Here is a 17,542-nt window from a genome sequence, read left to right as displayed (position 1 = left end):
ATATAAAAACTAAGAAGTAGGTGATTTTATGAAAGACAAAATCAAACTATATTTAATAGGGTTTATTACAGGCATATTTAATGGTCTTTTTGGCTCAGGCGGTGGAACAGTCCTTGTTCCTTCAATGACTCATTTTTTAAAGACCGAGCAACATAAAGCCCATGCCACAGCAATAGCTGTAATACTACCATTATCTATAATCAGTTCATTATTGTATGTAAATAAAGGTTATGTCGATTGGAATTTGACATTAAAAGTTGTAATAGCAAATATGATTGGAGGCTATATAGGCTCAAAAATTTTAAATAAATTTACCGACGGGACATTAAAATTAATATTTGGAATTTTTATGATTGCAGCAGCGATAAGGATGGTGTTCTTTAAATGATAATATATTTGATAAGCCTTATATCAGGGATTATAAGCGGTATGGGGATTGGAGGTGGAACAATTCTAATACCAGGGTTAATTATTTTCTTGAATGTGAAACAACAAATAGCACAAAGTGTCAACCTTTTGATTTTTGTTCCCACAGGAATAATCGCTCTTTACTCTCATATTAAACAGGGGAATATCGAGAAGGAATCTTTATCTATATTGATAATATTTGGAATTATAGGCTCTATTATAGGTTCATTCATAGCAATTTTCATCAATTCAAACCTATTAAGAAAGCTCTTTGGAATATTTTTATTTTTAATGGGAGCATATGAAATATATTGTAGTATTATTTCTAAAAAAAATAAAAAGAATTCTTTATGCAAAGATGAAACTAAAATCCCATGAGAGATTTAAAAAGTGAATCACTCATGGGATTTTTTAATATATTAGAATTCCTTCATAACACAATGGTCATATACAACTTCCATACCAAGGCCTTTTGCTTTTTCAACAATTTCCAGGTTTTCTGCTCCAGGTTGGAACCATATGTATTTTACATCAAGCTGTTTGGCCTGTTCAACATATTCTACACCTCTGACTGGGTTAATAACCATATCTACTGCTTCTGGAACTTCTGGAAGTTCTAATAGCGAGGTATATGATTTTTCTCCATCAACATCCAAGCCCTTTGGGTCAACAGCATAAACCTTATAACCCTTCATCTTTAAAAAGTTATAGATTTTATAAGCAAACTTTTCCTTATTGGATACGCTCCCAACAACTGCCCATACCTTTTTTTGTTTAAACTCGTTGATATTCATTTGTTTTGCACCTCCATGATTTTGTTGCATTCATCCACGAATACAACACATTCATCCTTGAAATTTATTATATCATTTCCATTCAATATTTCAATAATATCCGAATGTATAGAGTCAAAATCCTCCAATAAAGAAACAACTCTAATCACTATATTTTCTGCATATTCAATTGAAATGATTTTAACGTTTTTATGCTGAAGATAATGGTTTATTTTTCCGTATTTATCATATTCAATATTCATCGAAAACAATATTGCTGGCTTTCTTTTTACTTTTCCTGCAGCATCTACTCCCTGCTTACACGATGCACTATATGCCCTTACAAGCCCTCCAGCGCCTAATAAAGTCCCCCCAAAATAGCGGGTTACAACTACCGCAACATCATTAAGCCCCTCTCTTTTCAAAACTTCAAGAACTGGAGGTCCTGCTGTTCCTTGTGGTTCGCCGTCGTCAGAATACCTCATCGAAATGCCATTGTTGGTTATGTAAGCAAAAACATTATGCGTTGCGTCTTTATACTTTTCTTTTATTTCATTTATGAATTTCATCGCTTCTTCTTCATTTCGTATTCTACTTATATTGCATATAAAAATAGACTTTTTCTCTTCAAAAGATACCTCTACATTTTTTAGAACAGTTATATCCTCTCTTCCCATATTATCCCTCTTTCAAAAATTATTTTTATCAAATAATTACTTTTAATTTAATCCGATGCAGTTGTAATTTTTGACAAAGTATGTTAAGATTAATTAAGGTTAATAATAGTATTAAGGAGGTCAAAAATTATGATTACTAAAGATATGGGTATAATTGAAATAGTTCAAAAATATCCTCAAACAGCTCAAGTATTTGCAAAATACGGTATGGGATGTTTAGGTTGCATAGCAGCTAGATATGAAACTCTTGAGCAAGGTGCAATGGCTCACGGTATTAACCTAGATGCTATGGTTAAGGATTTAAACGAAGCTATAAAAGCATGATAATTGCCAGGGCTTACCCTGGCAATTTTATTTTACAAATATTTCCCTAATTTTATCAATACCCTTTATAATTTCATTCTCATTAACCTGAGCAAAACTAATTCTAAAGAATTCACATTCCCGGTTGTCCAAATAAAACGCCCTGCCAGGTGCTATTAAAACTCCATTTTTTTTTGCTTCATAAACAAGTATCGATGGGTTTAAATTTGATTTTACCCAAAAATGAATTCCTCCATGAGGTTCTTCAAACGAAAAATCTCCAATTTTAATCAGCTCGTCCCGCATTTTTTTATATCTATTTTGATAAATATTATTTAAATCTTTAATATATTTATCCCATAGCCCTTCCCTTATATACAAATCAAATGCTCTTTGTAAAAGTCCTGAGCTTGAAATATCGGTGTTCTGTTTGGCAAGTATCATATTCCTTGAAATATTAAAAGGAGAAACCAAAACAGCAAGCCTTATTCCAGGCATAAATATCTTTGAGAAACTTTTAATATATATAACCCTGTCGCAAAAATCCAACGCCTTTAATGGCACAACACCCTTTTTGTTGAAGTTTATTTCAGTCAAAAAATCATCCTCAAGTATAAATGCGTTATATTTTTGTGCAAGGTTTATAAGCGCCAATTTTTTATCTATGCTGTAGGTAATTCCTGTAGGGTTTTGAAAATTTGGCATTACATATATCAACTTTACATTTTGTTTTTTTAAAACCTCTTCTAATTCGTTAATGTCAATACCATCTTCTCTAATCGAAACTTCTATAATATTTGCTCCCCTGTTTTTGAAAATAGCAGCCGCTCCAGTGTATGTTGGGCTTTCAACAACTACAGAATCATTAAATTCAATCAAAACCTTTGATACCAGGTCAATTCCCTGTTGTGCACCTGAAATTATTGAGATGTTTGAAAAATCAGAGTCTATTCCACACTCTTTTAAATAATCGCTAACCGATTTTCTTAATGGTTTATAACCCTGTGCATCGATATAGGTAAATGCATCTGCTCCATCTCTTTCCAAAACTTCATCCAGCACAGCCTTGAAATCCTTAACTGGAAAAAGCTCTTTTCCTGGAGTTAAAGTAGAAAAATTAATTAACTTTTCATTGTCCTGACTTTCTTCGTCAGAAGATTCAAATGTATTTTCGCTAAAAAAATTAATTTTATTATTGTTTAATTTATCGGCAACAAACGTCCCGCTTCCTACTTTTGTATATATATATCCTTTTTGTTCTAAAAGCTTATACGCATTTACTACTGTGACGGTATTTACATTCAATTTCTTTGCTAAACCTCTTATGGTTGGCATTTTATCGTTTGGTCTTATTGACCTTTCTTCTATTAAACTTTTTAAAGCTTCATACAGCTGAATATATTTAGGTTCCTGAATATTTTCATCTAAATATATATTCTCATAAATTTTCATCTAATCACCTATTTTCTCATAAAAAACACTGCATTTGTTCCTTCACCAACATGGCTTCCTATAACGGGCCCAATTTCTGAAACTATAAACTCCTTAACACCAAATGTCTTCTCAATTTCTTCTTTTATCTGCATACAGAAATCATAATTTCTTGAATAATTAAGACCTATAACCTGTTTATCTATTTCAAAGCCTCTTTCCTTCATGGTTTCAATCATTTTCTTTATAATTGCCTTTTCACCTCTAACCTTATCGTATGGAACAATCTTTCCATCCTCAAATTGCATTATAGGCTTTATATTCAACAGGTTTCCTATCACAGCCTTGGTTCCTGAAATTCTTCCGCCTCTTTTGAGCATATCAAGATTTCCCACTGCAAAAATATATTCCATTCTTTCTCTCATATAATTTACTCTTTCGATTATTTCATCCCTTGTCTTACCGTTCTTATTTAAAAGCGCTGCTTCTCTTACAATTAATCCGTATCCAACAGAAGCTCCCTTTGAATCTATTACGTCAATATCCTGGCTTTCTAGCTCCTCTTTTGCAATGACTGCTGATTGATATGTTCCGCTTATACCCGATGAGAGGGATATATAAATAATATGATATCCTTCGTCTAAGAATCTTTTGAACTCCTCGATAAATCTTGCAGGGTTAATCTGGGAAGTCTTTGGCATATCCTTGTATGCTTTGAGCTTAGAATAAAACTCCTCTGTTGTTATATTAACTCTGTCAAAATACTCCTCTTCTCCAAATGATACTGTTAAAGGAATTATATGAATTCCTAATTCTTCAGCATAATCCCTTTCGAAATCGCATCCGCTATCAGCTATTATTTTTATCTTCTTCATAGTCCACCTCCGCATTATAATGCAAAATAACAAATCTCATCAATGAGCTCTTCATTTCCTAATGTTGTATATGTTCTGAGGCTTTGGTTAATTATTCCCTTTTGATATAGATATTCCAGTATTAAATTCAAATCTGCATTAACCTGCTTAAACTCTTGAGAATTTTTAATGTCATGAACAGAGCACAAAGTTTTCTTGTTCCTCAAAAATTCTATCAATGGCAAAGCTATTTCTGAAATATTTTCATCTAAATAAGCTTGAACGCTATCTATTACATATTTTATTCTTTCCTTCAAACTTAATTGAGAATTTATTTTTTTAAACAAACCTTCAATATCGTTATCCATATTTACTGCAAAGGATAAAATATCCTTATCAGTTATATGCCCCTTCATATTAAGATGCAACCTTGCATAATTAGTTATCAATTCAACAATCCATTGAAATGAAGTTTCATGTTTTCCTGTATTATAATATTTTCTTGAATAATGAAGGCAGTTCAATATATTACAAAGTATTTCCATGTTTCTGATATTTTTATCCCTATCATAGTAAAATCTTATTGAATCATAAACGTCTTTAATCTCATCGTCTAAACAATAAACTAATTTGCCCGAAAAGAAAGCCTTATGAAATGTTCCACCCTTAAGCAAATTCTTATATGATTTAATAAATATTTCTTTTGAGATGTAGTTTACCTGAACCGGAATATCGCTAATTTTGCTGTATATATTTATAAGTTTTCCCTGTTCTTTAGTGATTACAAAAAAATCAATATCAGACTCTTCCCAGAGGTCACCAGATATTATACTTCCATATACTATTATTCCTATGACGTTGCTATTGTTTTTTAACTTGTTAAATGCCTTTTCATATGCATCTTGATAATTTTTAATTAAATTATTCATGACCCTCCCCCATTACAATTAAAATGATTATGATTATTAAACATATTATATAATTATGCTTTTATTATTGTAAAGCATTATTTTGTGAATTTATTTTAAAACGTTAGTTATTCCAATAGTTGTCCTATACCCGCATTTTGTGCAAACAGTAATATGTCTGCAAATATTAGGTGGGTCACCATCGTTAATGTCAGTCAGTTCGTATGGCAGTTCTCCTGAGTAGCTGTCATAATAGTTTTCAACCCTGTCGAGTATTTGCATCTGTGCGCCACAACTCGGACAATTCTTTACATAATCATAAAGTCCATTGCAAATAGGACAAATATACATATGACCAGCTCCTTTTCAAAATATATAATTAGTATTTCAATTTTTCTCAATAATAATCTCCTGCCTCACACATAAAAAAACTGCCTATTTTAGGCAGTTTTTAAATCACATCTTTTCAAATTCAGTTTTTGGTAATCCACAAAGAGGGCAAACCCAATCTTCTGGGATATCTTCAAATTTTGTTCCAGGTGCTATTCCATTGTCTGGGTCTCCTGTTGCCGGGTCGTAAACATAGCCGCATGCTGCACATAGGTATTTATCCATAGTGACTCCTCCTTAAAGTAATTTTATTATATTTTATACCAAAAAGACTAACAATTTCAAGTATATGATATTAGTTTTCTCCAACAAATTCTATTTTTATACATATTTTTACCTTTAAATAAAAATCATCTATTAATCACATCAACAAAAACTCTGTTGGCCCTTTCAATAATTTCTTTCTCGTCTAAACTTAACAGTATATAGTCCTTCATTACTACTTTACCATTAACAATAACAGTCCTAACATCTCCACCCTGTGCAGAAAAAACTATGTTTGAATATACATCTGTAGGTGGATTCATATGCGGTTTGCCAAAATCAATTAATATTATATCCGCCAGATAACCCTTCTTAATTTTACCTAAACGGTCTTCCATCCCAACAGCTTTTGCAGCATTAACAGTAGCAAGTTTTAATGTTTCATAAGCGCTTAACGCTGTTGCATCATTGTTGCTTAATTTTTGCAGATAAGACGCAGTTTGCATTTCTTCAATCAGATTTAAATTGTTATTGCTGGATGCACCATCCGTCCCTATTGCCACATTTACTCCTTTATTTATCATTTTTACAACAGGAGCTATGCCGCTTGCAAGTTTCATATTGCTCTGTGGATTATATACTGCTGTAAAATCATACTTTGAAACCATATCAATATCTTCATCATTAAAATGAACGCAGTGTGCAGCGATGGTTCTGTTATTTTCAAATATCCCCGCCTCTTCGCAGACCTTTGCAGGAGTTGTATTATACTTATCACTAATAATTTTTACTTCATCCATAGTCTCAGCTATATGAATGTGAATTGGTATGTTGTATTTTCTTGCAACTTCACCAGCTTGTTTTAAAGCTTCCATCGATAATGTATATGGAGAATGCGGTGCTATTAATACATTTACTAATTCATCATCTTTATATTTTCCGAAAAGCGCTATGCTTTCATCTATCTGCTGTTTCCAAAAATCACCTATCATGGGGCTACCTAAAAAACCTCTTAAATTCGCATTTTTACATGCCTTTGCAATTGCATCCTCCATAAAATACATATCAACGAAAGAAGTAGTCCCGCTTTTGACCATTTCAATCATTCCCAATAGAGCACCCGCATAAATATCTTCAGAATTCAATTTCATCTCAAACGGCCATATCTTTTCATTTAACCATCTCATAAGGGGTAATCCCTCTCCGTATCCCCTTAAAAGAGTCATTGGAATGTGAGTATGGCAATTAATAAGCCCTGGAAGAGCCACACACCCTTTTCCATCTATAATTTCTAAACCTTCCCTCTCCCCTGTATATTCTCCTTCTTCAACTAAATTAATCAAACTATCTTCAATTAAAACATAACCTCTTGATATTATCTCGTCTTGTTTTTCCATTGTAATTATTTTTACATTTTCAATTAGAATTTTACTCATAGTCCCCCTCCTAAACATTCTTTAGACCATTATACTATATTTTTCAGAATTTTCAAAAATACAAGGGTAAAAAAAAGGGACGGAAAATTCCATCCCTATGGCTGCCGAGGTAGGACTCGAACCCACGAGTGCCTGATCCAGAGTCAGGTGCCTTACCAACTTGGCTACTCGGCATCATCACATAAACATTATACCACAGATTTTTATAAAATCAAGATGCTTTTAGAATAATATTTAATAGCTCTTTAATGTCTCTGTTATGCTGCTCTGAAGCCAATGAAAAAGCTAATATAATCTTTTCAAAAATAGAAATATTTTCTTTTGTAACTATCCACGAAACTTTATTATCCAAACTGTATTTATTATAATCTAAATAGCTTAAATAAGGGCAAACATATATCATCGTTTGATAACCGGCAGCAAACTGCATCTGTTTTCTTTCCATTTCAATGAAATACTCTTTCTCCATTAAAATAGACATAGGTAATACTCTTTCATATATATCAAATCCCTCATACAATTTGTTTTCCGTCTTTTTCCCAATAATATTATAATTATCTAAAAATATTTTTTCATTATAAATTTTATCTATCTCATCTATAATTCTATTAATATCATTTTTAGTGATAAATCCTAAATCTAATCCATATTTAAAAATCACCATTAGCTCCGCTGGATATTTCTTCTCAATTTTTTCTTTCTTGACTCTATAGTAAATATACTCATCACCGTCTAAATATTCAAGTTTGTATTCGCCGTCCTTCTTTACTTTTGTATCATAAGCTACCTGCCATTCCAAATATGCATTTTTGTTTTCTATAGCATCATTAAACTTTAAAAACTTTTCCCCCATATTGTTATTTCGCTCTTTTAATCTTATCTTTGATGCATTATTTTTAATGATAAAATTTATTCTTATCTGGTCTTGTTCTTTAATAATCTCGGGATTTTTTATGTTGTTTGGCATATAGTTTCTCCCTTCTTGTAAATATTCTCAATTATGCATATGAAGTAATAGAGGAAATACTATTTTTAAAAATAAATGAAATAATTAATTCTTTTAATGTTAATCATTTGCCTTATCATTAAACATGTGTATTGGAATTTTTAAATTTAATAATCTTTGTTTTGATATATTCGGGGTGCCGGTTCCAATACAATTTATTTTTATTTTTTTCTTAAATTCTTCACTCAAAAAATAATCACATATTTTTTTGCTTAGGCTTTTATTCTTAAGCCTTATTATATGAAACCAGTCGTCTACAATACTTCCTTCTAATGATTCGTCAATCACTAAACACCTGCCAATAGTTCCTTGTCCTACCCTACAAAACACTATATCCCCTTTTTTTAAGTAGTATTTATTATCTAATTTTCCTTTAAAATATAAAAGTCTATTTCTAATAAATTCTCCCCATCCTACATTTTTTGCTGTTATATACAGTGAATCGGTTTTTTCATTAGACAACATAATTTTTCTTTCGTCTTTATAGAAGCCCTTTCCTGTAAATAATTCATCAATTAATTCATCAAGTTTTATTCCTTCGTCTTTATCAAAATCATTTAGATAAAATATAGGGTTCAAGTTGTTAAAATCAATCTCTTTTTCAACGTAATCTATAAATAAAGGTTTTAAACTTCTAAGTATTCCAAATTTACAAATACTATTTTGGGGATTATATTTTTTCATTCCAATGATAGCAATCGTTGAGGCACCATTTTTGAATAATCCAGGTTCTAAATAAATAATTTCTTTAATTTCAATATTTTCCTTTAAATAATTTCTCACATACTGTAAATTTGAGGCTCCAGCAATGCCAAGTGGTAATATAATTCCTATCAATCCATCATATCGCAATAATTTAATGAATTTTTCTAAAAAGAGTATCTCTACAGCCTGAGTTTTTCTATCGCGACCTAAATCAAATCTTCTCAATATACTTTCATCGCTTATTCTGTTATATTTAGATGAAAATGGCGGATTGCCCACTGCTAAATCATAAACCATTTCAACTTTTAGATTTAATGAATCGTAGATTTTAACTTTGTTTATTAAATCTAAAGTTAATAAGCTATAAATATTATTATCAATATCCAAGCCTTCAAAGTTCCTTATACCTTTATCATATAATGCTTTTAAAAAACTTCCATCACCACATGCTGGGTCAATCGCATTTGCTTCAGAAGCATCTTTATTTAAATATTTTAAACACCTTTCAACTATCATTTGAGAAACTTCTATTGGAGTAAAATATTGCCCCAACACCTTCTCTCTCTTATTAAAATGCTTTTGTAACTGATTCATATTTCACCTCAGTCTATTTAATTTGCTATAATAAAAATTATATTTCCTCTAAATCTATGTGTCAAACATATAGTATTGTTCATCTCAGTTTAATTCTTATTCATTGTCATTCAGCTTAAATTTTTGTTAATTCACATAAAAATAGTAGTATTTTTCCGAATTTTCGTTTAAAATAGATATGATTTTTGATTTGGAGGGGGATGAAATTTGACAATTGCTCTTTTTACATTTTCAGTTACATATCTATTATTGATATTAGAAAAATTTCCTAGATTTCTTATTTCTCTTGTAGGTGCAATTATAGTTATTGCAACAGGAGTAATGACCCTTGACGACGCTGTTCATTTCATAAGTTGGGATACAATAGGTCTTTTGTTAGGAATGTTTATAATAATTAGAATACTTGAAGAAGGAAATTTCTTTAACTATCTTGCAGTAAAAATAATAGAAAAACTAAATTATAATATTTATAGCATTTATTTTGTATTTCCACTTGTTACTGCAATCTTATCCGGATTTATGGATAGCATAACAGTTTTGATATTCTTCACAATACTGACCATCAATCTTTCAAGGATTTTCAATCTAAACCCAGTCCCGCTTGTTATTGCAGAAGTATGCACAGCCAATATTGGAGGAAGTGCAACGCTGGTAGGAGATCCCCCAAACGTAATTTTAGGAAGCCTTTTGGGATACGGATTTAATGATTTTGTTATAAACAATGGACCTGTAGCATTTGTTTCAACTGTTTTTGTTGCATTGTATTTCCTTATTATTAAAAAAGGAGAAATTAAAAATGCCTCAAAATTGACGGAAGATGCTAAAATAAAATTGCTCGAAGAAAATAAAATTACAAACCCAAAATATATTAAAATAGGAACTATATCCTTTGGATTTGCAATTTTGTTTTTAGTATTTCATCATCTGTTGAATAAAATTTTTGGTTTTAATTTTTACGCCTCCATTTCAACATTGCTCCCTGCATTAATATCTCTTTTATTTATTAAGGATGATGCAGAAAATATAACCAGAACAATCGACGGTGAAACGCTGCTGTTCTTTATCGGTTTATTCGTCGTAATAGGTTCTCTTGAAAAAACTGGCGCAATTTCATACCTTGCCAACAAAATAATATCATTTTCAAATGGAAACATAACTATCTTGATATTGCTTTTTATTTGGGGCTGCGGCGTAATAAGTGCTATTGTCGATAATGTGCCAATGGCACTTACGATGGCTTATATTTTAAAAAGTATGCTTGCAACAAACCCTGAACTTGCAGCATTTGAAGATAACCTTGTTTTTTCACTTGCTCTTGGGCTTGATATAGGCGGCAACATGACACCTATAGGTGCTTCTGCAAATGTTATGGCATACAGTATACTCGAAAAAAACAAATATCACATAGGCTGGTTTAATTGGATTAAATTAGCCGTTCCTCCGACGTTATTAGCACTGCTGATTTCTTCAATTGGTATGCTTTCAAAATTATAACTGATGATTCAAGATAAAATACTAACCCCAGGAATTATTAAAATAGCATGGCTGTTTTCATAATATGACTAAAACTTATGAAGATACCATTATTTAAAAATATCCTGGGGTCTTTTTATTAAATTTCAAATCAATTTATATACTCTCTAACATAACCCTTTACTCTTCCTATAACATCCTCAGTTGTGTAAACTTGAACTAAAAAGCCGTCTTCGGCATACTCTTCGTTTTCAACACAATTGTTATCATGCAAATAGGATACAATTTTTGAATCAGAGTAAGGGATAAATAGCTTGGCTCTTATCATATTTGTAAAAACATTTTCCTGCACAGCCTTTAGCAATCCATCTAAGTTTATTTCATTTAATGCAGAAATTTCAATTGACTCTTTATGTTTATTTCTAATTACCTCGATATTCTCTGTTGAGGCTAAATCGATTTTGTTTAAAACAAGAATTGCCTTCTTATCGCCTGCTCCTATTTCATCTAAAACGCCATTAACTACTTCAATTTGAGCTAATGCATTGTTATTTGAAGCATCTACAACGTGTAATATCAAGTCGCTATACAAAATTTCCTCTAAAGTAGACTTAAATGCCTCCACAAGCTCGTGAGGAAGTTTTCTTATAAAACCAACTGTATCTGAAACAAGTGCAGTCTTGCCATTAGGAAGATTTATAAGCCTTGTTGTTGTATCCAAAGTTGCAAAAAGCATATTTGCCTCAAGAACCTTTTCCTTATCAACTCCAGCAATTTCGCAAAGTTTATTTCTTAAAGTGGATTTCCCCGCGTTTGTATATCCTACGATCGAGACCACAGGAACTTCATTTGAAATTCTTCTTTCCCTTTGTAGCTGTCTTGTTCCTCTCACTGATTCAAGTTCCTTTTCAAGGTCGTTGATTCTTCTCATAATATGCCTTTTATCTATCTCAAGCTTCTTTTCTCCAGGACCCCTGGTTCCGATACCTCCACCGGTTCTTGATAGCATAGCACCAAAACCGGTAAGTCTTGGTAGTCTATATTTTAACTGGGCAAGTTCAACCTGTATTTTACCTTCTCTCGAAATTGCCCTTTGAGCAAAAATATCAAGTATAAGGGCGGTTCTATCTATTACCTTGCAACCGAATATTTCCTCCAAATTTCTTATTTGAGCAGGACTTAACTGGTCATCAAAAATAACGCTGTCTGCCATCAAACTTTGTCTTAAAAGACTTATCTCCTTCGCCTTACCGCTCCCAATATAAGTTGCAGGGTCTATTTTACCCTTCTTCTGCGATATTTTATAAACGACCTCTGCACCTGCTGTTTCAACAAGTTCCTCAAGCTCATCCAATGATTCCTCTAAAGAATATAAATCATCATTTCCAATAGCAACTAATATTGCTCTTTCCTTTCTGTTTTCATCAACAACGTGAACCTTATCCTTCAAATCTTTTTCAACATCGTGTATTATTTCAATTGCATTTAATTTTGTTATTTCTTTTATATTAAGCGGCCCTAATTCTTCTGCTTTTTTTGAAAGCTTGCCTTCCTCGACTTTAATTACTCCCAGCGAAAACTCAGTTGGTTTTCCTTCATTTACTCCAATTGCAACCATCATGTCAAACTTAAGGCTTACAAGAGCAGTTATATCTACAATAGAAAGCTCTCCTCCACCTCCCGGATGGGTATGAATACATCTAACACCTGAAAGTCCAAATTCTCCTCTTCTTTCGAATACTTCTTCAAGTGAAACGGTGTTGTTATCACCTATTGCAATATCAACAATTTTCCCTCTTCTATTGATATAAATTGAAATTTCTCTTTTTAATTCCCATGATATCCTTGAAATAATGTTTACTATTTCTTCAGTAATTATTATATTTTTATCAACATCGGCCTCAAACAATTCTTCCAATTCTTTAATAAATAATTTTTTAACTCCTTCTAAATCTCCTCTTAACACAACTCTCACCTCACGAATTAATTATAATGTAATTTGAATATAATAACAATAATAATAGCAATGCTTGACAAATTATTCACTTTATCATATATTATACTTTAATATATCAAACTTGGAGGGGAAAAGATGGACATAATAGATAATAAAAAAGAAAATATTTTAATAAGCGCAGAAGAAATTGCTGAAAATATAAAAGAACTTGGAAAGAAAATAAGTCAGGACTATAAGGGCAAAAAATTATATGTTTTATCTCTTTTAAGAGGTAGTTTCATCTTTACTGCCGATCTAGTAAGACACATCGATGTTCCCGTTAAGATAGGCTTTATGGCAACTTCAAGCTATGGTCATTCTGAAACAAGCACTGGTAATGTTAAAATAGTTCAGGATATTGCGGATAACATTGAAGGTTATGACGTTCTTATTGTTGACGACATTGTAGATACAGGAATTACCATGAAATTCGTTATGGAATACATAGTAACTAAAAATCCTGCAAGCGTAAAAAGTTGTGTTCTTCTTGATAAACCAGAAAGGAGAAAGGTTGAATTAGTTCCAGACTATTGCTGCTTCACAATTCCAGATGTATTTGTAGTTGGATATGGACTTAACTATGGGGATTATTATAGAAATAAGCCATACATTTTTAACTGGGAAGATAAATAATTATAAAACTGCCTCTTAAGTGGAGGCAGCTTTTTTATTAAAAATATATGTTATTCCATATTGATTTAAATAATATTGTTCTTGTTTTCTATAGAAAATATTGATAACTTTTTATTAACAGATCTGTTGACAAAAACAACTTTAAGTAATATTATAATATTAGACATACCCCCCAGGGGTGTGGTGACATGAAAAAGGAGGAGTAAATTATGGTTATACATGTTAATGATCAAAATTTTAATGAAAAGGTGTTAAACTCAGATAAAGCTGTCCTTGTGGATTTCTGGGCAGAATGGTGCGGTCCTTGCAAGATGATTGCGCCAGTTGTAGAGGAAGTTTCAAATAAAATGGAGGAACATCTTGTAGTTGCAAAACTTGACGTTGATGAAAATCCAATGACAGCTTCACTTTACGGAATTTCAAGTATACCAACGCTTGTTCTTTTTAAAGATGGCAAGCCACTGGGTAAAATAGTTGGTTTTAGACCAGCAGCACAGATAGAAAGTGCAATAAAAGGAGCATTAGGACTATAATGTATGATATTGCGATAATAGGAAAGGGACCTGCAGGCATCTCTGCTGCAATTAACGCTAATGCGAGAAATAAAAAAACGATTATTTTTGGTGGAGATAGCAGGAAGGTCCTTCTCTCCCCCTCCATCCCCAACTATCCAGGCTTGCCCGAAATCACAGGTATGGACTTTATGAGTAGATTAAACGAACATCTGTATAAGACTGATAGTGTGTTTGTCAATAAGACTGTTATAGCGGTATATGCTATGGGTGATTACTTTTCAATTCAAGCAGAAAATGATTTTTACGAAGCCAAGAAAGTAATACTTACAACAGGTGTTGATTTTAAAAAGTCGATAGAAAATGAAGATACATTCCTTGGGAATGGTATCAGCTACTGTGCAACATGTGATGCCCCACTTTATAAGGGGAAGGTTGTAGCTGTAGTTGGCTACAACGATGAATCAATTGAAGAAACTAAATTTTTATCCCAGGTTTGCAGTAAAGTTTATTTTGTCCCAATGACTAAGGGTAATTTTGATTTTGCTGAAAACGTTGAAATAATTAAAGATGTGCCAGTTAAATTTGAAGGAGCATTAAAGGCAGAAAAATTAATTCTGAAAAAATCAGAGGTCATTGCGGATGGTTTTTTTGTCCTTAAGGATAGTCTTCCTTTATCAAGCCTTGTTCCAGGGCTTGAAGTTGAAGGCCCTCATGTTAAGGTAAATAAAAATATGGAAACCAACATAAAGGGACTTTATGCAGCTGGTGACGTAACAGGAAAGCCTTATCAAATAGCTAAGGCTGTAGGAGAGGGTCAGATAGCTGCACTAAATGTTTCAGATGAAATAAGTTAACTGAAAATCAGTTAACTTATTTTTTGTTTGTATTATATTCTTTTATGCTCCTTTCAATTGTATCGCTGTTTATTTCAGCATAAGTATTTGGAACTTTTCCAACTATTATGCTCTCGGCTATAGGTATGCTTGTTGAAACGGTTACAGTATTTCTTGCTAAAGGAATTATTACTTGAACGCTCGCTGCACAATCCAGATAAACAATGTGCCTTGTTTGATTTATTCCTGCTGAAGCAAATTCTGAGCGGTAGGAAGTCAATACGCTCCCTACAGGCTTCATATTAAAAGGAATTCTTGGACCTAAATTAGCCAATAATTCGATTCCTGTCAATGCTGATAATGGTATTTCAGCTGTCCTGCTTTTTATATCAGCAATTCTTTTTTGAACCTCAAGTGCAATCTGAGAACCAATAACATTAAGCTCAACCGTGTTTGCTTGTATCATTACTATATTGCCATCCTTATCAGTCTTAATTGCCATTATGTCGTCATATGATATTTTATTGCTAAATTCTGTTTTTATCGAATTATTAATTGTTTCTGTGGCTACCCTTCTCGCCTCCTGGTCGCAGTAAGCAAGGAGAGTTGGCCTCAATTCATTATTTATCCATATTACCGAAATGAGGGATAATGTAAGTGCAAATAAGAAAATAATCCATATTTTCAATTTGAATCCTATTTTTCTTTTTTTCATACCAATAGCCCTCACGAAACTCTATAACATTATATGTCTCAAACTTTATATTAATGTTCAAAAGTATTATAAAAAACCCATGAATTATTTCAAAGGCAAGCTAATTAAGCTTTTTAACCTTCAGAATAATTCATGGGGTTAAGTTTATGCTGCAGAACTGCCATCTATGTTTTCAATCTCATTTATGCTAATCTGTCTTGTATGCTTTGTGTGAATCCATTCTTTATTATTCTTATCCAATATACCTTGAATTGTTATTGGAAGCCATGTAAAAGTATAAACTCCATATAATAAATACCATAAAAACATCTTTAATGAAGTTTTGCCTTCAAATTTGGCAAGTATAATTACAAATGAAGCTAAAAATACTAAATGAGCAAGAAGTATTAAATACAGTTTTGAATCAGAATCAAACATATAATCGAATAGGAAGATATTTAATGAATAAAGTCCGAAATAAACAAGCATCTTCTTAGATAACTTCCTATCAAGGAACATAACAAATGGGGTAAATAAAAACTGGAATATGCTCAGCAGTTTCCAAACAATTGGTGTGAACAAATAACTTACTATGAATATATTTAACCCGTTAGCACTATAACTTTGCAAAAATGTAAGTATTGTTGATATACCTAATCCTACGATAATAAATGGCTGTATTGTGTAAAGAGCACAGTCAAATGCTACAAAGTCTCTATCCTTTATTGCCTTTTTCATGAGCTTAAAGAAAAATCTTGAAGCAACATCTGCAAATCCCTGCATCCATCTTTTTCTTTGTTTCCAGGACTGTTTTAATGTCAAGGGTTTTTCATCGTAAACTATTGCATTATGAGCCCAGCCTACTTTCTCACCATTTAAAACCAATTTACATGTAAACTCCAAATCCTCTGTCAAACATGTAGCGCCCCATCCTATTTCTTTGAGCACCTCTGTATCAATACAAAATCCTGTTCCACCTATTTGGTTTGTTAATCCAAGGTTAGACCTTGATAATTGGAACAATCTATTAGCTGTCCAGAATGAAATAGAATAGGATTCCGATATCCATGAATCATGTGGATTTTTGCTGTCTATGTATCCCTGAACCACTTTATATCCTTCACAAAGTTTTTTATTTAACTCTTTTAAGAAGTTTTTGGAAGCTAAATTATCTGCATCGAACACAACAACTGCGTCGTATTTCTTATCCATTTGAAATAAATTATTAAACATCCATTCCAATGCAAATCCTTTACCTCTTTTATTAGCATCAAATCTTTCAAAAACCTCTGCACCGTGTTCCCTTGCAATTCTTGCTGTATTGTCGCTACAGTTATCAGCTATTACAAATATATCGTAAAGCTCCTTTGGATAATCTAATTTTTTTAAACTATCAACAATATTGCCTATTACCATTTCCTCATTGTGAGCTGCAACCAAAAGAGCAAATGATTTTTCAGGTTCAATATTCTTGATTTTTTCTTTCTTTCTATAAAGTCCAAATAATGAAATAATCATGTAATAAAGAGTTATTAAAAATATTGCAATTTGAAAAAAGAATGTAGCATTAAAAATAAGTCCTTTCATGATAATTCCTCCAAAAATTTATTCAGTCTACTACTATTATTTTTTGATATAACACATATTGTTTATACTTTTATCTATCGCCATAAACAATTATACACACCTTCTAAAGGCTTCAAAAGACT

At 31.9% G+C, this 17,542-nt stretch carries 20 protein-coding genes and 1 tRNA gene; 7 read left to right on the top strand and 14 right to left on the bottom strand.

Translation table 11 applies throughout. From position 1 onward, the window contains the following. Window positions 1–28: 28 nt before the first annotated feature. Complete coding sequence (locus tag ABG79_RS04135; protein ID WP_057977417.1) at window positions 29–388, top strand: sulfite exporter TauE/SafE family protein; 360 nt, start codon at window positions 29–31, stop codon at window positions 386–388. Further along, entirely contained in the window at window positions 385–786 is a 402-nt protein-coding gene (locus ABG79_RS04130) for a TSUP family transporter (protein WP_057977415.1), read from the top strand. Before ABG79_RS04135 ends, ABG79_RS04130 begins: the two co-directional genes overlap by 4 nt. 41 nt (window positions 787–827) lie before the next feature. Here ABG79_RS04130 and ABG79_RS04125 read toward each other — a convergent pair whose 3' ends face one another. Next, on the bottom strand, window positions 828–1,202 hold the full coding sequence (locus tag ABG79_RS04125; protein ID WP_152978203.1) for a CoA-binding protein: 375 nt from the start codon (window positions 1,200–1,202) through the stop codon (window positions 828–830). Further along, window positions 1,199–1,858, bottom strand: coding sequence for a YigZ family protein (locus ABG79_RS04120; protein WP_057977413.1), 660 nt, complete (start codon window positions 1,856–1,858; stop codon window positions 1,199–1,201). Before ABG79_RS04120 ends, ABG79_RS04125 begins: the two co-directional genes overlap by 4 nt. A 129-nt stretch (window positions 1,859–1,987) precedes the next feature. Here ABG79_RS04120 and ABG79_RS04115 point away from each other — a divergent pair, with 129 nt between their 5' ends. Then, the gene (locus ABG79_RS04115) at window positions 1,988–2,182 is read left to right on the top strand and encodes a DUF1858 domain-containing protein (protein ID WP_057977411.1); all 195 of its coding nucleotides are present in this window, start codon (window positions 1,988–1,990) and stop codon (window positions 2,180–2,182) included. Window positions 2,183–2,209: 27 nt separating this feature from the next. On the opposite strand, the gene pdxR is transcribed toward ABG79_RS04115, so the two are convergent. The 9 genes from pdxR to ABG79_RS04070 all read right to left on the bottom strand — a co-directional run bounded on the left by pdxR (window position 2,210) and on the right by ABG79_RS04070 (window position 9,689). After that, window positions 2,210–3,613: a MocR-like pyridoxine biosynthesis transcription factor PdxR gene (gene pdxR / locus ABG79_RS04110; protein ID WP_057977409.1), complete on the bottom strand. Its 1,404-nt coding sequence runs from the start codon at window positions 3,611–3,613 to the stop codon at window positions 2,210–2,212. Window positions 3,614–3,621: 8 nt separating this feature from the next. Further along, a complete protein-coding gene (locus ABG79_RS04105; RefSeq protein ID WP_057977407.1) occupies window positions 3,622–4,467 on the bottom strand; it encodes a DegV family protein in 846 nt (281 codons plus the stop codon). Window positions 4,468–4,481: 14 nt separating this feature from the next. Then, a complete protein-coding gene (locus tag ABG79_RS04100) occupies window positions 4,482–5,375 on the bottom strand; it encodes a nucleotidyltransferase domain-containing protein (RefSeq protein WP_057977406.1) in 894 nt (297 codons plus the stop codon). Window positions 5,376–5,465: 90 nt separating this feature from the next. Beyond that, a complete protein-coding gene (locus tag ABG79_RS04095) occupies window positions 5,466–5,705 on the bottom strand; it encodes a hypothetical protein (RefSeq protein ID WP_057977404.1) in 240 nt (79 codons plus the stop codon). A 105-nt stretch (window positions 5,706–5,810) separates the two neighbouring features. Beyond that, a complete protein-coding gene (gene rd, locus ABG79_RS04090) occupies window positions 5,811–5,969 on the bottom strand; it encodes a rubredoxin (protein ID WP_057977402.1) in 159 nt (52 codons plus the stop codon). A gap of 125 nt (window positions 5,970–6,094) precedes the next feature. Continuing rightward, window positions 6,095–7,384, bottom strand: coding sequence for an amidohydrolase family protein (locus tag ABG79_RS04085; RefSeq protein WP_057977400.1), 1,290 nt, complete (start codon window positions 7,382–7,384; stop codon window positions 6,095–6,097). 98 nt (window positions 7,385–7,482) lie between these two features. Then, a tRNA-Gln gene (locus ABG79_RS04080) sits at window positions 7,483–7,558 on the bottom strand. Window positions 7,559–7,595: 37 nt separating this feature from the next. Continuing rightward, window positions 7,596–8,351: a hypothetical protein gene (locus ABG79_RS04075; protein ID WP_057977396.1), complete on the bottom strand. Its 756-nt coding sequence runs from the start codon at window positions 8,349–8,351 to the stop codon at window positions 7,596–7,598. A 99-nt stretch (window positions 8,352–8,450) separates the two neighbouring features. Beyond that, on the bottom strand, window positions 8,451–9,689 hold the full coding sequence (locus ABG79_RS04070; RefSeq protein ID WP_057977395.1) for an N-6 DNA methylase: 1,239 nt from the start codon (window positions 9,687–9,689) through the stop codon (window positions 8,451–8,453). A gap of 207 nt (window positions 9,690–9,896) precedes the next feature. On the opposite strand from ABG79_RS04070, the gene ABG79_RS04065 reads away from it, so the two are divergent. After that, the gene (locus tag ABG79_RS04065) at window positions 9,897–11,183 is read left to right on the top strand and encodes an ArsB/NhaD family transporter (RefSeq protein ID WP_057977394.1); all 1,287 of its coding nucleotides are present in this window, start codon (window positions 9,897–9,899) and stop codon (window positions 11,181–11,183) included. Between the two features lie 130 nt (window positions 11,184–11,313). On the opposite strand, the gene hflX is transcribed toward ABG79_RS04065, so the two are convergent. Then, window positions 11,314–13,128 (bottom strand): GTPase HflX, encoded by a 1,815-nt coding sequence (hflX, locus tag ABG79_RS04060; RefSeq protein WP_057977389.1) that lies wholly within the window; start codon window positions 13,126–13,128, stop codon window positions 11,314–11,316. A 126-nt stretch (window positions 13,129–13,254) separates the two neighbouring features. Between hflX and hpt the strand changes: the two genes are divergently transcribed. The 3 genes from hpt to ABG79_RS04045 all read left to right on the top strand — a co-directional run bounded on the left by hpt (window position 13,255) and on the right by ABG79_RS04045 (window position 15,160). Further along, a complete protein-coding gene (gene hpt, locus ABG79_RS04055; protein WP_423230085.1) occupies window positions 13,255–13,791 on the top strand; it encodes a hypoxanthine phosphoribosyltransferase in 537 nt (178 codons plus the stop codon). A 209-nt stretch (window positions 13,792–14,000) separates the two neighbouring features. Then, window positions 14,001–14,324 (top strand): thioredoxin, encoded by a 324-nt coding sequence (trxA, locus tag ABG79_RS04050; RefSeq protein ID WP_057977387.1) that lies wholly within the window; start codon window positions 14,001–14,003, stop codon window positions 14,322–14,324. Beyond that, entirely contained in the window at window positions 14,324–15,160 is an 837-nt protein-coding gene (locus ABG79_RS04045; RefSeq protein WP_057977385.1) for an NAD(P)/FAD-dependent oxidoreductase, read from the top strand. Before trxA ends, ABG79_RS04045 begins: the two co-directional genes overlap by 1 nt. A gap of 16 nt (window positions 15,161–15,176) precedes the next feature. Here ABG79_RS04045 and yunB read toward each other — a convergent pair whose 3' ends face one another. Both yunB and ABG79_RS04035 read right to left on the bottom strand, forming a co-directional pair. Beyond that, on the bottom strand, window positions 15,177–15,854 hold the full coding sequence (gene yunB, locus ABG79_RS04040) for a sporulation protein YunB (protein ID WP_057977383.1): 678 nt from the start codon (window positions 15,852–15,854) through the stop codon (window positions 15,177–15,179). A 144-nt stretch (window positions 15,855–15,998) separates the two neighbouring features. Next, window positions 15,999–17,420: a glycosyltransferase family 2 protein gene (locus ABG79_RS04035; RefSeq protein ID WP_057977381.1), complete on the bottom strand. Its 1,422-nt coding sequence runs from the start codon at window positions 17,418–17,420 to the stop codon at window positions 15,999–16,001. Between the last annotated feature and the right edge of the window lie 122 nt (window positions 17,421–17,542).

The sequence above is a fragment of the Caloramator mitchellensis genome (assembly GCF_001440545.1).
In the GTDB taxonomy this organism is placed as follows: Bacteria; Bacillota; Clostridia; order Clostridiales; family Caloramatoraceae; genus Caloramator; species Caloramator mitchellensis.
This window is presented reverse-complemented; position numbering and strand designations above follow the sequence as displayed.

What these genes read in the sequence shown, in the direction of transcription:
- ABG79_RS04135 (WP_057977417.1), top strand. Translation starts at nt 29, where the DNA reads ATGAAAGACAAAATCAAACTATATTTAATAGGGTTTATTACAGGCATA.
- ABG79_RS04130 (WP_057977415.1), top strand. Translation starts at nt 385, where the DNA reads ATGATAATATATTTGATAAGCCTTATATCAGGGATTATAAGCGGTATG.
- ABG79_RS04125 (WP_152978203.1), bottom strand. Translation starts at nt 1,202, where the DNA reads ATGAATATCAACGAGTTTAAACAAAAAAAGGTATGGGCAGTTGTTGGG.
- ABG79_RS04120 (WP_057977413.1), bottom strand. Translation starts at nt 1,858, where the DNA reads ATGGGAAGAGAGGATATAACTGTTCTAAAAAATGTAGAGGTATCTTTT.
- ABG79_RS04115 (WP_057977411.1), top strand. Translation starts at nt 1,988, where the DNA reads ATGATTACTAAAGATATGGGTATAATTGAAATAGTTCAAAAATATCCT.
- pdxR (WP_057977409.1), bottom strand. Translation starts at nt 3,613, where the DNA reads ATGAAAATTTATGAGAATATATATTTAGATGAAAATATTCAGGAACCT.
- ABG79_RS04105 (WP_057977407.1), bottom strand. Translation starts at nt 4,467, where the DNA reads ATGAAGAAGATAAAAATAATAGCTGATAGCGGATGCGATTTCGAAAGG.
- ABG79_RS04100 (WP_057977406.1), bottom strand. Translation starts at nt 5,375, where the DNA reads ATGAATAATTTAATTAAAAATTATCAAGATGCATATGAAAAGGCATTT.
- ABG79_RS04095 (WP_057977404.1), bottom strand. Translation starts at nt 5,705, where the DNA reads ATGTATATTTGTCCTATTTGCAATGGACTTTATGATTATGTAAAGAAT.
- rd (WP_057977402.1), bottom strand. Translation starts at nt 5,969, where the DNA reads ATGGATAAATACCTATGTGCAGCATGCGGCTATGTTTACGACCCGGCA.
- ABG79_RS04085 (WP_057977400.1), bottom strand. Translation starts at nt 7,384, where the DNA reads ATGAGTAAAATTCTAATTGAAAATGTAAAAATAATTACAATGGAAAAA.
- ABG79_RS04075 (WP_057977396.1), bottom strand. Translation starts at nt 8,351, where the DNA reads ATGCCAAACAACATAAAAAATCCCGAGATTATTAAAGAACAAGACCAG.
- ABG79_RS04070 (WP_057977395.1), bottom strand. Translation starts at nt 9,689, where the DNA reads ATGAATCAGTTACAAAAGCATTTTAATAAGAGAGAGAAGGTGTTGGGG.
- hpt (WP_423230085.1), top strand. Translation starts at nt 13,255, where the DNA reads ATGGACATAATAGATAATAAAAAAGAAAATATTTTAATAAGCGCAGAA.
- trxA (WP_057977387.1), top strand. Translation starts at nt 14,001, where the DNA reads ATGGTTATACATGTTAATGATCAAAATTTTAATGAAAAGGTGTTAAAC.
- ABG79_RS04045 (WP_057977385.1), top strand. Translation starts at nt 14,324, where the DNA reads ATGTATGATATTGCGATAATAGGAAAGGGACCTGCAGGCATCTCTGCT.
- yunB (WP_057977383.1), bottom strand. Translation starts at nt 15,854, where the DNA reads ATGAAAAAAAGAAAAATAGGATTCAAATTGAAAATATGGATTATTTTC.
- ABG79_RS04035 (WP_057977381.1), bottom strand. Translation starts at nt 17,420, where the DNA reads ATGAAAGGACTTATTTTTAATGCTACATTCTTTTTTCAAATTGCAATA.